This window comes from Corynebacterium sp. UMB9976, assembly GCF_030212265.1.
Taxonomy (GTDB): Bacteria; Actinomycetota; Actinomycetes; order Mycobacteriales; family Mycobacteriaceae; genus Corynebacterium.
The window spans coordinates 1-14,336 of sequence record NZ_JASODY010000028.1; the positions used below are offsets into that span (position 1 = coordinate 1).

The following is a 14,336-nucleotide window of genomic DNA, read 5'->3' on the forward strand; positions in this document are numbered from 1 at the left end:
ACCACCAAAGAGCTCGAAGAAGCCATCGCGCGATACATCGAGTTCTATAACAACCACCGGATCAAAACCAGTCTAGGCGGTGTGAGTATCACCGCCTACCGAAAACTTCATGTAGCGTGACCCGAAACTGTCCAACAAAATGTCCGCGTCCCCTTTTGTCACTTAACCCCGCATCGCTCATCCAAGCATCCTTCAAAAATCACACCCGGCGACTGGGTATCCTTGGAAGCGAAGAGGCCATCGCAACCTGCCGAGCTTGACACGCTTGGCGCATCACCGCGAGGCCTTCCCGCGAGAGGGTGAGGAAAATCAACAAGAAGTTCCAAAGCGCTGCCGAGCTCTACGCATATTTCCGGGAAAAATACCCCGTCGAAACACAAGTTCATGATGAATTCGACGAAAGAGACGTTCGCTGGGCTAACGAATCGGGAGAAGCCGGGCTCTATGTCGATGCAATGGATATCCTGATCGGCGGCTTCCCCGATTTCTACGACCAGGAAATCAGAGACATCATCCGCGATAACTTCGACCTCTTGTGGGGCTACGACCCCGACGAGTTCCTCGCGCTAAAAGTAGGAGCCCTCTAACCCCCCTGCTGCATAACTTCATATCGGCCACCTGGACGGGTAAAGCCGGGGTTCGAATCCCCGCATGGCCTCTGCAAAACCCCATTCCCTTCAGAAGACACACAACGAGCCCGGCGCTCGCGTCGAAAGAGGGGGTGGGGTTTTGCTATGCCCAAAACATGACTGTCGCACTCCCAGGAGGAGCACCATGGATAAGCCAACCCCCACCCCAGCAGACGTAGCAAAGCTCACCACGAACAAAAACCCGGACGCGCCGGGCAGCAGGAGATCATCCAAGAGCTACAGCACGACGGGGTAATCCCAGCTCCCAACTACAGCAGCATCGAAAGCGCCCGTGCCGCTGACGAAGACATCGCCGCGTGGGTTGATCCGGGCACATCCCACCCCCTGATGTATCCGCGCGGGGCAGTCATGATGCACCAGGGCCAAGTCTGGGAATCCGGAGTAGATATGAATCATTGGACTCCGGGTGCTCCAGGTGTTTACTCGCCGGTGTGGAGGGATGTCACTGAGTCGGTACGTCCCCGGAAGGAGGTGGCCGAGCACGCAGACGACTCTATCGATTCGGTAACACCTGATGTGTTGGTTCCGTCTGCCTATTCGGACGGTAGGGATTACGCTGCTGGCGACGTGATTGTTTATGACGGTGGGGTTTACGAGTGCACTGGGGATCACCATGCAGCCGCGGGGTGGACGCCTGTGACGGCGCATGCGTACTGGAAGAAGATTCGCTAGGACTTCTTCGTTGCGGTCGGCGCGTTCGGTACTGGAGAGCCTGGCCGACCAACTTGCCAGGCCTTCACCTCCTCCGCATCCCATAGCGGCGTCATCCTGTTAACTTCACCGACTTTCTCAGGGGGCATGCCCCGGCGTACGTACGAGCGCCACGAGGATTCAGTAATCCCACAGTGAGCTGCGCACTCCCTGATCGTCCAGAGCACCGCCCCTGTTTCTGGGTTCGTGATTAGTGGCCTCACTTGTCGTCACCAGAGTTAAGCGAGTCGACGAGGTTCCATGCAGATGCCCCGCAAATGGCGGCAATAAGCACCTTGGAGGGTTTTTCACTCCTCGCGTAGATGATGGCAGTGACAAATCCCGCGAGTGCGCTGATGGTGCGCAGATTCATGATCTGCTCCTATCTTTTGTTCGGTAGTGTTGGAGGTAGCCCCTCCCAGGGGTTATTTCTTCCATCCCTGCCAGACCTGGATTGTCTGGAGTATAACGGCAATGATTGAACTGCTCCCCATTAGTTGGACTGAAAAATCAGTTACCAACTAGTGAGGAGCAGTTCAGTTCCTGAACTGCTCCCCATTAGTTGGACTGAGAAATCAGTTACCGACTAGTGGGGAGCAGTTTCCATTGAGAGCACGAAGTTCGCTGAGCGAGCATCAGCGTGAACAGTTAGTGGAGTGTTTCGAGCAGGGCATGGGGAGCCATGCTGCTGCGAAGGTGGTTGGAGTTTCGAGAGATGTGACGCGCAAACTCTATCGTCGGTTTCAGCTGCATGGCAGGCTATGTCTTGTGGAGAAACCGACTAAGCAGCAGTACTCGTTCGAGATCAAAAAGGAAGTTGTCCAACGCTACCTTGCCGGCGAGACAAGAATGGATCTTGCCCGCGAGTTTGGCCTGTCGTCAGACCAGCTCGTCAAAGATTGGTTCCGGAAATGGCGCACAGGCGGCGATGACGCGTTGACACCGAAACCGAAGGGCAGGCCCAAAGGCTCGGCTGCACCGAAGCAGCTTACAGAAGAAGACAAGCTTCGCCGTCAGATCGCGCGGTTGGAAGCGGAAAACGCTTACTTAAAAAAATTGCGGGACTTGAGGAACCAGGGACACGCCTGAAAGTCCAGGCGATTGTCATCCTCAAGTCACAGCATCGTCTGCAATACCTTTTGGATGCGGCAGGCATGCCGAGGTCGACGTTCTTCTACCACCAGAAACGCCTCAACAAGCCGGATAAGCACGCAGCGCTCAAAGCCGCGATCCGGGAGTGCTTCGAACGGAACAAGCATCGCTACGGCTATAGGCGGGTCCTACTTGACCTGCGGAACCAAGGCTGGGTGGTCAACCACAAGCTCGTGTACAAACTCATGTGCGAGATGGGGCTTCGAGCCAAGATCCGCCAGCGCAGGCCATATGTTTCCTACACTGGGACGATCAGCCACATCGCTGACAACACGCTTGACCGCAGGTTCACCCCAGATAGGCCGAATACCGTCTTTGTCAGCGACGTCACCGAGTTCAGGGTCCAAGGCCGCAAGGTGTATTTGTCACCGGTGATGGACTTGTTCGATCGCTCGATCGTTGCCCACACTGTGGCTACATCGCCGTCGACAGCGTTGACCACCGATTCTTTGTCCAAGGCAATCACAGCGTGTGCACCTGAACCCGGGTGGATGATGCACACCGATCAAGGTTTCCAGTACCAGCATTCCTCGTGGCGCAATCTGATCGGCGACAACGGTGGTGTGCAGTCGATGTCGCGTAAAGCCAACTGTTACGACAACGCGGTCATGGAGAACTTCTTCGGGCACTTGAAGACAGAGATGTACCACGGTGAGGTCTTCGACACGGTCGCAGAGTTCAACCAAGCGATCGACGAGTACATCGGGTGGTACAACACCGAACGCGTCCAACAACGACTCAAGGGCCTGACCCCGATGCAATATCGGAATCAGACCCTTGAAGCCCTCACCGCCTAGAATTAAACCAGTCCAACTTTCGGGGGCTAGTTCATTCCCCTGCCGGGGGATTTCTTTATGTCTAGGCGTTGAACTTATAGCCCAGCCCGCGCAGGGTCACCAGCAGCTCCGGCTTCGAAGGATTCTCCTCAATCTTCGTGCGCAGCCGCTTGACGTGGACGTCGAGCGTCTTCGTATCACCCACGTAGTCCGAGCCCCACACACGGTCGATCAGCTGGTCACGGGTCATCACGCGCCCGGCGTTGCGCACCAGCATCTCCAGCAGCTCAAACTCCTTCAGCGGCAGCTGCATATCCTCCCCACGTACCGTGACCACGTAACGGTCCACGTCCACGCGCACTCCCCCGGCCTCCAGCACAGTGCTGCCACCCTCCGATCCCTGGGCCTGACCACGGCGCAGTACCGCCCGGATACGGGCCAGCAGCTCACGGGAGGAATACGGCTTCGTCACGTAATCGTCCGCCCCCAGCTCCAGGCCGACGACCTTATCGATCTCCGTATCCTTCGCCGTCAGCATGATGATCGGAACCATGGACTTCGCCCGGATCGCCCGGCATACCTCCGTCCCCGGCAAGCCTGGCAGCATGAGGTCCAGCAGGATGATGTCCGCGCCGTGCAGCTCAAACATCTCGACAGCCTTCAGGCCGTCCTCCGCGATCGAGACGTCATACCCCTCCCGCTCCAGCAGGTAGGACAGCGGATCGGACAGGGACTCCTCGTCCTCAACCAACAGAATCTTCGTCATCTTCCTTATTCCTCTCTCACGTACCGACGGCCTAGCCGCCAGCCACTACTTCGCTGGACGCTGCGTTGTCGTACTGCCGGTCGACGTGTGCGAGCGGCAGGAGAACCGTAAACGTCGAACCCTCACCCTGCCGGCTCCAGACCTTGATCTTGCCGCCATGCGTGGCGATGATGTGCTTCACGATCGACAGCCCCAGGCCGGTGCCGCCAGTGTTGCGGGACCGCGCCTTATCCACCCGGTAAAAACGCTCAAAGATGCGGTCCGTCTCCTTCGAGCTCATCCCGATGCCGTGGTCCGTCACGATCACCGCCACGGAATTGCCTCGTCGCTCAGTACTGATGCCGACCTCGGTGTCGGCACTGGAGTAATTGACTGCGTTATCCACCAGGTTGCGCACTGCCTTAGCCAGCAGATCGAAGGAGCCCTCTACCCGCAGGTCGGGGCTTAGCGCGACGTTGATCGTGATGTTCTTGGATTCCGCGTTCGTCCGTGCCCGGTCGATCGCCTCCTCCACCACCTCGGCCACCTCAATGACAGCAGAGGACTCGAGCCCCTCGTTGTCCTGGACCTGGGAGAGGTCGATGATCTCCTGCACCAGGTGGACCAGCCGGGTGGATTCCTTCTGGATCTTGCCCCCGAAGCGGTGCACCGCCTCCGGGTCATCAGAGTAGTCCGTCACGGCCTCGGCCAGCAGGGAGATCGCACCGATGGGGGTCTTCAGCTCGTGGGACACGTTGGCCACAAAGTCGCGGCGCACAGCCTCGACGCGGTGGAACTCCGTCTCGTCATCGCACAACACCAGCACATAGCCCTTACCCAGTGGGGCGACGCCCGCGTGCAGGAAGCGGCGGGAGTATTCGTTCGCGTCGTGTTTAATGACGAAGTTGACGTCCTCGTAAATACGACGATCCGCCACCCGGGCCACCGTCTCCTGCAACTGCGGTGAACCAAAAGCTGGACCGTCGACCAACCCCAGGGCGTAGGCCGCGGTGGAGGCCTTGATCACCTCCCCGTCCGAGTCAATGACGACGGCGGCGCTGGGAAGTGCAGCTAGGACCTCGTCCATCCCCGCTGGCAGCCCGTCGTCCGGGTCCTCTTCGACGACCTGGCGGCGACGCCCCACTGCCCGAATAACGAGACTGAGCACAACACCTAAAACAACGCCGACCGCACCAGCGATAAGCGAAATGAGCAACACATCCACGCCCCCACTCTAAACTGCAAGCAGGCGGCTGACCACGGCGCGGGTGGGGCTGAGCGCAAGGTTTCGTGTGGAATTCACACCACTGAAACTCCGAGTTCACCTCCGGCTGCAAGCCTCGTCTTTGATTGCCGTGGGTCTCGCCCACACTGGATTTGTACAGAAAGGACCTCGAGTGCGCGAAGTCTTCCGCAACGAACTCGAATCTATCGCAGACAGCCTCGTCGAAATGGCCGAGAAGGCCACCTCCGCCATGGAAAAGTCCGTGGAGGCGCTGCTGAATAATGACCTGGAGCTGGCACAGCAGGTCATCAGCGATGATGATTCCATCGACGGCATGCAGGCCGACCTGGACCAGCGCTCCGCAGAAGTCCTCGCCCTGCAGGCCCCAGTCGCCGCCGACCTGCGCGTGGTTATTTCCGCGCTCAAGATGTCCGTGGCCATCGAGCGTATGGGCGACCTCGCCCGCCACATCGGCTCCCTGGTGCGCATCCGTTACCCGGAGAACGCCCTCCCGGATCAGTTCCGCGACGTGTTCACGCACATGGGCACCACTGCCGTGCGCATCGGGCGTGCCCTCGTCCAGCTGCTCACCGAGCCGGGAACCTCCGCCGTCCCGATGATCGCCGCTATCGACGAGGAAATGGACACGCTGCACCTGCGGGTGTTCACCATCATCGGCGAGCTGGCGCGCAGCGAGATCTCCCCGAGCCAGATCGCGGATGTCACCCTGATCTCCCGCTACTTCGAGCGCTTCGGCGACCAGGCGGTCAACGTCTCCCACCGCGTGGAGTACCTGCTGACCGGCAGCTTCGAGCCGACGCTCGCGAGCATGTACGACACCCAGAGTGGTCGCAAGCCACTGACCGACACCCCGGCGGAGGGCGAGCAGAGCTAAGCCGCTCCCCTGGCGCGGCAGCACGCGACACCGCGAGTATTTTCTGGCCCGGGTTTGGTAACAAACCCGGGCCAGAGGCGTCTTCACAACAAAAAAGTCTCCAAAAACGGCCCCTGAGCTGGAAGAACCAAAACTTCACCTAAGGTTCACCTGAAAGGGAAGCAGTCGTCACCCACGCCTTTTATCTTTTCATTCGTATCGGGGAAACCCCGCACGTAGTTGAAAGAAGAAAGGCCCCTTAAGTGAAGCTCAACCGCCTCGCTCCAGCTGCAGTCCTGACTGCAGCCGCTCTCACCCTGACCGCCTGCGGCGGTAACTCCGCCACCGGCGACCAGGAGGCTGGCTCCGGCAACGACGGCCAGCAGGTCTCCGGCAGCCTCGTTGGCATCGGCGCATCCTCCCAGAAGGCCGCCATCCAGGCGTGGACCACCGACTTCTCTGCTCAGAACTCCGGTGCGAACATCAACTACTCCCCGGATGGCTCTGGTGCCGGCCGCAAGCAGTTCCTGGCAGGTAAGGCCGACTTCGCTGGCTCCGATGCCTTCATGGATGAAGACGAGATCTCGCAGTCCAAGAAGGTCTGTGGCGAGAACGGCGCATTCGAGTTCCCGGTCTACGTCTCCCCCATCGCCATCGCCTTCAACCTCAAGGGCGTGGACAAGCTGAACCTCGACGCTGCCACCGCGGCGAAGATCTTCGCTGGCAAGATCACCAAGTGGGATGACCCGGAGATCGCCAAGCTGAACCCGGAGGCAGACCTCCCGGACACCAAGATCACCGCCGTTCACCGCTCTGACGAGTCCGGCACCACCAAGAACTTCACCGACTACCTCAACAAGGCCGCTGAGGCCGAGTGGCCGCACGAGGCTGCCGAGGAGTTCCCGGCTGAGTACGGCGGCGAGGCCGCACAGGGCACCGACGGTGTGGTCTCCCTCGTCGCAGACACCGAGGGCGCGATCGGTTACGCCGACGCCTCCGCCATCTCCGACGACATGGGCAAGGCCGCCATCAAGGTCGGCGAGGACTTCGTCGAGTACACCCCAGAGGCTGCCGCCAAGGTCGTCGACGAGTCCCCGGTTGCCGAGAACCGCCACGAGGGCGACATCGCCGTCGAGCTGAAGCGCGACATCGACGCCGAGGGCGCTTACCCGATCGTCCTGGTCTCCTACCACATCGTCTGCTCCAGCTACGACAGCCAGGAGAAGGTCGACCTGGTCAAGGCCTGGGAGAACTTCGTTATCAGCGAGGAGGGCCAGCAGTCCGCAGCGGACAACGCCGGCTCCGCCCCGATCTCCGACGAGCTGCGCGGCAAGATCACCAAGGTCCTCGACCAGATCGAGGTCAAGAAGTAACAGCGCTGCGTCCCTGACGCTCGCATCCTAAACACGAGGCTGGGTTGGTCTTTCGAAAAAATCTCTCGAACGACCAACCCAGCTTCACGTGCGAATTAACCATTTTGATTTGCACCCCATACCACCCCTCACCCACCCCGCACAGGAGCTCTCTTGTCAGCTGACACAGCCACCGCTGCGCCCACGAAGCAGGCAAAGAAGGGAACCGTCGTGAGGCCCGGGGACAGAATCTTTTCTTTCCTCGCCCTCGCCGCCGGCGTCCTGATCCTCGCCATCCTCGCCGGTGTCGCGTTCTTCCTCTTCCTGCAGTCCACGGACACCATCAAGGCGTCCTTCGACGACCCGTCGACCATCACCGGTGGCCGTGGCTTCCTCCCCTACGTATTCCCGCTGATCATCGGCACGTTGATCTCCGCGATCATCTCCCTGATCGTGGCCACTCCGTTTGCCATCGGCATCGCCCTGTTCACGACGCACATGGCACCCCGCAAGCTGGCCCCGGTGCTGGGATACACGATCGACCTGCTGGCTGCCATCCCGTCCGTCGTCTATGGCCTCTGGGGTCTGGCACTGTCCAGTAGCTTCGTCCCGCTCTACGAGTGGTTCGCGAAGTACCTCGGGTGGATCCCGATTTTCTCCGCGGATGACGACGGCGCTGTCTCCCAGACCGGCCGCACCCTGCTCACTGCCAGCCTGGTGCTGTCCATCATGATTCTGCCGATCATCACCTCTCTGGTCCGCGAGGTCTTCCTGCAGACCCCGCGCCTGCAGGAGGAAGCGGCCCTGGCTCTCGGCGCGACCCGCTGGGAAATGATCCGCATGGCCGTGCTGCCTTTCGGTATCTCCGGCATCGTCTCCGCCGTGATGCTGGGTCTCGGCCGCGCGCTCGGTGAGACCATGGCGGTGGCCATGGTGCTCTCCTCCGGTGGCCTCATCGTCTCCCTGCTGCTGTCCGGTAACCAAACCATCGCAGCAGAGATCGCGCAGAACTTCCCAGAGGCAGCGGGCCTGCGCATGTCCGAACTCATCTCGATCGGCCTGGTCCTGTTCACCATCACCCTGGTCGTGAACATGACTGCACGCTGGATCGTCGCACGCACGACCGTCAAGGGGCACTGATCTCATGGCTGACAAGAAGAACACCGCAACCGCTGACACCCCACGTGAGGGCGCACCGGCCCCCGCGAAGGGCAACAGCAGCGCCTCACGCCTGGTCGTCAACCACCTGCCGAAGTGGGCTCCCTACGCCATCGTCGCTGGGTCCGTCATTGCCGCGATCGTCGTGACGGCCCTCGTCTCGGATGGTTTCTCCATCGCCCTGGCCGCCTTCCTGGCCGGACTGTTCAACCTGGTGGTGACCTTCGCCTGGTCCGCCGCCGTCGAGGGCAAGCGCAAGGCCGTGGACCGCGTGGCCACCGTGCTCGTCTCTTCCGCCTTCGCCCTCGCGCTGGTGCCGCTGGTCTCCCTGCTGTGGATGGCCATCGAAAAGGGTGGCCCGGTGCTGATCGAAAACAGCTCCCTGCTGAACCGCTCCATGGAGGGCATGAAGGGCATCTACGATAAGGAGTTCGCGGCCGGCGAGTCCGAGCTCATGGGTGGTTTCCACCACGCGATCGTCGGTACCCTGCTGATCACCCTCGCCGCGGCAATCATCTCCATCCCAATCGGCGTGCTCTGCGCGATCTACCTGGTGGAGTACGCCAATGACAAGAAGTCCGGCGCTCTCGGCCGTGCCATCACCTTCTTCGTGGACGTCATGACGGGCATCCCGTCCATCGTCGCTGGTCTGTTCGCGTACTCCCTGTTCTCCACGGTGATCGAGCTGGTCGCCCCTGAGAACCTGACGGCCGCCAAGTCCGGTATTTCCGCCGCCGTGGCCCTCTCCGTGCTCATGATCCCGGTCGTGGTGCGCAACACGGAGGAGATCCTGCGACTGGTGCCGCACGACCTGCGCGAGGCCTCCTACGCCCTGGGTGTGCCGAAGTGGAAGACCATCATGAAGATCGTCCTGCCGACCGCGATCTCCGGCATCCTGTCCGGCATCACCATCGCCATCGCGCGTGTCATCGGTGAGACCGCCCCGATCATGGTCACCGCGGGCTTCGCCGCGAACGTGAACTGGAACGTCTTCTCCGGCTGGATGTCCACCCTGCCGACCTTCATCTACGACTCCGTCACCCGCCCGACCGCACCTGGTACCGCAGCCATCGCGTCCACCGACCGCGCCTGGGCCGCAGCCCTCGTGCTCATTGTCATCGTGATGCTCCTCAACCTCGGCGCCCGCATCCTGTCGAAGGTGCTCGCCCCGAAGTCAGGCCGCTAAGGCCACGGGGAAATACCGCTCCCGGGCCCGACCCCGGGAGCAACACCCCAAAAAGAAGAACTTAATCACCCACGCCGAGCCGGCGACGTCCCAAAGAAACCGGCTCCCCGCCCACCCGAAGCGGTGCGCACACAAAACACTGGAGGAAAAATGTCTAAGCAAATCGACATCGAGGATCTGAACATCTTCTACGGCGATTTCCGCGCGGTCGAGGGGGTGACCATGACCATCGAGCCGAAGTCCGTCACCGCCTTCATCGGCCCGTCCGGCTGTGGTAAGTCCACCGTGCTGCGCACCCTGAACCGCATGCACGAGGTCATCCCGGGTGCCCGCGTCGAGGGCAGTGTGAAGATGGATGGCAAGGACATCTACGGCGCTGGCGTCGACCCGGTCAACGTCCGCCGCGAGGTGGGCATGGTCTTCCAGAAGGCCAACCCCTTCCCCACGATGTCCATCCAGGACAACGTGCTGGCCGGCGTTCGCCTGAACAACAAGAAGCTCTCCAAGTCCGAGGCCGACGAGCTGACCGAGAAGGCACTGCGTGGCGCGAACCTCTGGGAGGAGGTCAAGGACCGCCTGGACAAGCCGGGCTCTGGCCTCTCCGGCGGTCAGCAGCAGCGCCTGTGCATCGCGCGTGCCATCGCCGTGGAGCCAGAGGTCCTGCTCATGGACGAGCCGTGCTCCGCGCTCGACCCGATCTCCACCTTGGCTATCGAGGACCTGATCAACACGCTAAAGGACCGCTTCACCGTCGTCATCGTGACCCACAACATGCAGCAGGCCGCGCGTGTGTCCGACAAGACCGCGTTCTTCAACATCGCGGGTGCCGGCAAGCCGGGCAGGCTGATCGAGTTCAACGACACCAAGCAGCTGTTCAGCAAGCCGGATAAGGAAGAGACCCAGAACTACATCTCGGGCCGCTTCGGCTAAACCTGCGCTGGGGCTTCTTAAAGGGGTCTGTCGGGACATTCCCGGCAGGCCCCTTTTCCTATGCTTGCCCGGGCGCACGAACCGACCCCGAGCCCTAAGCTCGAGCGATAAATACTCGCACGCCCAGCCCAGCTGACGGGCTCAACCTCGGCGGCCACCCCGTCACTTGCTGCTCGGTGGTAAGACGGTGGTGATGACTAACTCGAATCACACCCCACTGTCCCTGATCGACTTCGCGCTGATCTTCGACGGCGAACGCCCCGGCGCCTCCTTCGAGCGCTCCGTGAGCTTCGCCCAGCGCGCCGAGCAGCTCGGCTTCAAGCGCATCTGGTACGCCGAGCACCACAACATGCGCTCCATCGCCAGCTCCGCGCCGGCGGTGCTCATCGCCCACGTCGCGGCGAACACCAACTCCATCAACCTGGGCGCGGGCGGCGTCATGCTGCCGAACCACTCCCCTCTCGTGGTCGCCGAACAGTTCGGCACTCTCGCGGAGCTGCACCCGGGTCGCATTGACCTGGGCCTTGGCCGGGCACCTGGCACCGACCAGAACACCCTCCGTGCCCTGCGCCGCGACCCGCGCAATGCGGAGAACTTCCCCAGCGATGTCGCCGAACTCAACGGTTACCTCACGGACCGCTCCGTCGTTCCTGGGGTGCGGGCGGTCCCCGGCGCGGGGACGAATGTGCCGCTCTATATCCTCGGATCCTCCCTCTTCGGCGCGCAGCTCGCCGCGAAGCTGGGCTTGCCCTACTCCTTCGCCTCCCACTTCGCGCCGGCCGCGCTCGAGCAGGCGGTCAGCGTGTACCGGGAGAACTACCAACCCTCCCCAGAGCACCCGGAGCCCTATGTGATCGCCGCGGTGAACGTCACCGCCGCCGATACCGAAGAGGACGCGCTCGAGCAGCACAAGCAGGTCGGCCGCAAGCGCGTCCGGGAGATGGCTTCCCGTGGCGGGCGGACTTTTACCGATGAGGAGCTGGATCTGGTGATCCAGTCCCCTGGCGGCCAGCAGATCCTCGACATGCTGCGTTACACCGCGGTCGGCACGGGCGAGCAGGTGCGGGAGTACCTCGAGTGGTTCACCCAGCATGCCCAGGCCGACGAGCTGATGATTTCCCTTAACGCGCCGTCGGGCGATCAGCAGCGTCGCGGGATGGAGATCCTGTCCGACGCGTGGGGCTTGTCCTCCTAAGCCAGTCGATCACCGTGGGGGCAAACGCCCCTGCGATGAGCATTACCAGGACGCGCAGGACCTGCACCACCGTCACCAGCGGATCGGAGCCCGAATCGTGGGCGAAGGCCAGTACGGCGTAAACTCCGCCCGGGACGGTGGCCAGGTAGGCGTCCAAAATATCGAAATCGCTGGTCCACGCGATGAACCAGCCGGTGGCCAACGAGCTTGCCACCATGAGCAGCAGCACGCCCAGCAACATCGGTAGTGCCGCGCTGAACTGCCGCAACGCGCCCTTGGTGAGGGTGCCGCCAGCCTGGATGCCGATGATCGCATAAGCCAGGTTCACGACCAGCCCCTCGGGGAGCACGAACTCCTGGGGCACACCCGCGGCGATCGCGGCCACGACCACGGCCATGGAGACAATCAGGTAGGGGCTGGGGATCTTGAACAGCGGGGCGGTGGCCTTCACGATCAGCCACACGATCAGGCCGACCGCCAGGGCTCCCAGCACTCCCTGCCAGGGGGTACGCCAGAAGCTCCCCGCGGCGGCCACCACCCCGTCCCATAGGCTTGGGTCCGCGGCACCGGCAGCCTCCCCCGCACTGCCCGGGCCAACGCTGTCGGCGCCCGGAGCGTCCGAATAGGTGGACAACCACGCAACCAGGCCTGGCAGGGTAAACACGATCACCGTGAGCCGCAGGTACTGCGTCAGGGTGACGAACTGTACGTCCGCGCGCACATCCCGGGCGATCAGCACCATCCCGGAGGCCCCGCCCGCGAGGGTGGCCAGCAGACCGGTTGCGCCGTCCACCCCGTTGACGCGGTGCAGCAACCACGCCCCGAAGGCGCACACCACCAGCGTGACCACCAGGGAAAGCGCGGCCGGAGCCAGATAACTGGCCACCTGGCCGCCACTGACGGTAGCCAAGGGACCTGCGCACAACATCGCGATGAGCACCTGGGCGGGCGTCATCAAAAAGGCAGGGGGAATCGTCGCCCGGCCGCTGAACACGGCGTCGGCACCGAAAAGAACGAGAAAAGCAAAAATCCACGCTGCGGGAACCCCGATGGCGGTGCACAGAAGTGCCAACGCCAGCGAGATCGCGCTCAGCGTGGAAATTCGACCTAACAAGCCGAATCTTCAGTTAGCGAGTGGAAGCGAGCAGGCGCTGGATCTCGCGGACCTGCTTCTTCTCCTTACGCTTGGAGGAAACGGTTGCGGCGACCAGCAGGACGACACCAGCGGCCACCCCTCCCAGCACCATCTGAACCTTCGGCTCGCGCAGGAAATCGGAGACCTGCCCACGAGCGTCATCTGCGAGGTTCTTCGGATCGGCGCGAAACGCGAGTTCGTCCAGCGTCTTGGCCAGCTGGTTGCGGGTGCGCTCAATGTCACGCTCGATAGCGTCGATACTCCGTGCCACGGACATACTCCCTAAAGACGGTAAAAATCAGTCGTTTCTTCTGAACAATTGTAGAGGATACGCAGCCTTCGCGTGCGAAAGCCCACGGCTAGTCATCCGCGTAGGCTGGGCGGCATGACAAAGAACAATGACACAGCAAATATCCGCCTCACCGAGGGCGACGAGGCTCCGGGCTTCACGCTCACTTCTGACAAGGGTGAGACGATCGATCTGAAGGATTACCGCGGCAAGAAGGTACTTGTGTACTTCTACCCGCGAGCCAACACCCCGGGCTGCACCAAGGAAGCCTGCGACTTCCGAGACTCTCTGGCCCAGCTGAACGACCAGAACATCGATGTGGTGGGGATTTCCCCAGACAAGCCAGCGGCCCTGGCGAAGTTCCGCGATCAGTACGAGCTGACTTTCCCGCTGCTCTCCGACCCGGACAAGGCCGTCATGACGGCCTATGGCGCCTTCGGTGAGAAGAAGAACTACGGCAAGATCGTCCAGGGCGTGATCCGCTCGACCTTCCTCGTCGACGAGAAGGGCAAGATCGCCCTGGCCCGCTACAACGTCAAGGCAACCGGGCACGTCGTCCGCATTATGAAGGAGCTCGAGGCCTAGGACGTCGCCCCGGTGGCCGTTGCTGGTTCGGTTGCGGCCCCTCTCCTGGCAAGGCTGTTCCCACAGCGCTCGTCCGATCGTGATGCCATGATGAGTTTCCAGCACGGTTAGGTTTTCGCCCCGGCGGCGTTGCTATAGTGTTCCTAGCCGTGGCGGGACACCGCCACCTGCGCCTGTGGCGGAATTGGCAGACGCGCTGGATTTAGGTTCCAGTGTCCTAGGACGTGGGAGTTCAAGTCTCCCCAGGCGCACTCGTCAATACCTCGTGACTATGCAGGTCACGGGGTGTTTTGCTTTCCGCACTCGTTACGCCACGTGGGGGTTAAGTAAAGAAAAGTGTGTCTTTTCCGGGCGTGTTGCGGTTATTTGATCCAGCCTTTTTGGATGCCGAGGT

The 14,336-nt window shown here is 61.8% G+C and carries 16 protein-coding genes and 1 tRNA gene; 12 read left to right on the plus strand and 5 right to left on the minus strand.

Going from position 1 to position 14,336, the window contains the following annotated elements:
* From QP140_RS09130 to QP140_RS10460, 3 genes are all read left to right on the plus strand, one after another.
* A partial coding sequence (locus tag QP140_RS09130; RefSeq protein WP_284759337.1) for an IS3 family transposase occupies positions 1-120 on the plus strand: 120 nt, incomplete at its 5' end.
* 179 nt (positions 121-299) lie between these two features.
* Positions 300-587, plus strand: a complete 288-nt coding sequence (locus QP140_RS09135; RefSeq protein ID WP_284759325.1) for a hypothetical protein — start codon at positions 300-302, stop codon at positions 585-587.
* A 450-nt stretch (positions 588-1,037) separates the two neighbouring features.
* Positions 1,038-1,322 (plus strand): carbohydrate-binding protein, encoded by a 285-nt coding sequence (locus tag QP140_RS10460; protein WP_410745959.1) that lies wholly within the window; start codon positions 1,038-1,040, stop codon positions 1,320-1,322.
* A 238-nt stretch (positions 1,323-1,560) separates the two neighbouring features.
* Here the strand turns inward: QP140_RS10460 and QP140_RS09140 are convergent, their stop codons facing one another.
* Positions 1,561-1,713 carry a hypothetical protein gene (locus QP140_RS09140; RefSeq protein ID WP_012360680.1) on the minus strand — a complete coding sequence of 51 codons (153 nt, stop codon included), beginning with the start codon at positions 1,711-1,713 and terminating at the stop codon, positions 1,561-1,563.
* A 233-nt stretch (positions 1,714-1,946) separates the two neighbouring features.
* On the opposite strand from QP140_RS09140, the gene QP140_RS09145 reads away from it, so the two are divergent.
* Positions 1,947-3,289, plus strand: a protein-coding gene (locus QP140_RS09145; protein WP_284759326.1) for an IS3 family transposase whose coding sequence is annotated in 2 segments (ribosomal slippage) — positions 1,947-2,388 and positions 2,388-3,289 — 1,344 coding nt in all. Because the reading frame shifts where the segments join, the coding sequence is not laid out codon by codon here.
* A 61-nt stretch (positions 3,290-3,350) separates the two neighbouring features.
* Here the strand turns inward: QP140_RS09145 and QP140_RS09150 are convergent.
* Together QP140_RS09150 and QP140_RS09155 are read right to left on the minus strand one after the other, a co-directional pair.
* The gene (locus QP140_RS09150) at positions 3,351-4,034 is read right to left on the minus strand and encodes a response regulator transcription factor (protein ID WP_070759077.1); all 684 of its coding nucleotides are present in this window, start codon (positions 4,032-4,034) and stop codon (positions 3,351-3,353) included.
* A 31-nt stretch (positions 4,035-4,065) separates the two neighbouring features.
* Positions 4,066-5,238, minus strand: a complete 1,173-nt coding sequence (locus QP140_RS09155) for a sensor histidine kinase (protein ID WP_070759078.1) — start codon at positions 5,236-5,238, stop codon at positions 4,066-4,068.
* Positions 5,239-5,410: 172 nt separating this feature from the next.
* Between QP140_RS09155 and phoU the strand changes: the two genes are divergently transcribed.
* The 6 genes from phoU (at position 5,411) to QP140_RS09185 (ending at position 11,933) form a co-directional block, all read left to right on the plus strand.
* Complete coding sequence (gene phoU / locus QP140_RS09160; RefSeq protein WP_070759079.1) at positions 5,411-6,133, plus strand: phosphate signaling complex protein PhoU; 723 nt, start codon at positions 5,411-5,413, stop codon at positions 6,131-6,133.
* A 242-nt stretch (positions 6,134-6,375) separates the two neighbouring features.
* Positions 6,376-7,485, plus strand: coding sequence for a phosphate ABC transporter substrate-binding protein PstS (pstS, locus tag QP140_RS09165; protein ID WP_284759327.1), 1,110 nt, complete (start codon positions 6,376-6,378; stop codon positions 7,483-7,485).
* Between the two features lie 153 nt (positions 7,486-7,638).
* Complete coding sequence (gene pstC / locus QP140_RS09170) at positions 7,639-8,604, plus strand: phosphate ABC transporter permease subunit PstC (protein WP_070759081.1); 966 nt, start codon at positions 7,639-7,641, stop codon at positions 8,602-8,604.
* A gap of 4 nt (positions 8,605-8,608) precedes the next feature.
* Complete coding sequence (gene pstA, locus QP140_RS09175; protein WP_284759328.1) at positions 8,609-9,808, plus strand: phosphate ABC transporter permease PstA; 1,200 nt, start codon at positions 8,609-8,611, stop codon at positions 9,806-9,808.
* 150 nt (positions 9,809-9,958) lie between these two features.
* A complete protein-coding gene (gene pstB, locus QP140_RS09180; RefSeq protein WP_284759330.1) occupies positions 9,959-10,738 on the plus strand; it encodes a phosphate ABC transporter ATP-binding protein PstB in 780 nt (259 codons plus the stop codon).
* Positions 10,739-10,931: 193 nt separating this feature from the next.
* Complete coding sequence (locus QP140_RS09185; protein ID WP_284759332.1) at positions 10,932-11,933, plus strand: LLM class flavin-dependent oxidoreductase; 1,002 nt, start codon at positions 10,932-10,934, stop codon at positions 11,931-11,933.
* Here the strand turns inward: QP140_RS09185 and QP140_RS09190 are convergent.
* Positions 11,860-13,047, minus strand: coding sequence for an AbrB family transcriptional regulator (locus QP140_RS09190; RefSeq protein ID WP_284759334.1), 1,188 nt, complete (start codon positions 13,045-13,047; stop codon positions 11,860-11,862). The genes QP140_RS09185 and QP140_RS09190 overlap by 74 nt on opposite strands.
* 13 nt (positions 13,048-13,060) lie before the next feature.
* Positions 13,061-13,339, minus strand: coding sequence for a DUF3618 domain-containing protein (locus QP140_RS09195; RefSeq protein WP_012360697.1), 279 nt, complete (start codon positions 13,337-13,339; stop codon positions 13,061-13,063).
* Between the two features lie 114 nt (positions 13,340-13,453).
* On the opposite strand from QP140_RS09195, the gene bcp reads away from it, so the two are divergent.
* Complete coding sequence (bcp, locus tag QP140_RS09200; RefSeq protein WP_148812677.1) at positions 13,454-13,942, plus strand: thioredoxin-dependent thiol peroxidase; 489 nt, start codon at positions 13,454-13,456, stop codon at positions 13,940-13,942.
* 169 nt (positions 13,943-14,111) lie between these two features.
* Positions 14,112-14,193, plus strand: a tRNA-Leu gene (locus tag QP140_RS09205).
* Positions 14,194-14,336 lie beyond the last annotated feature (143 nt).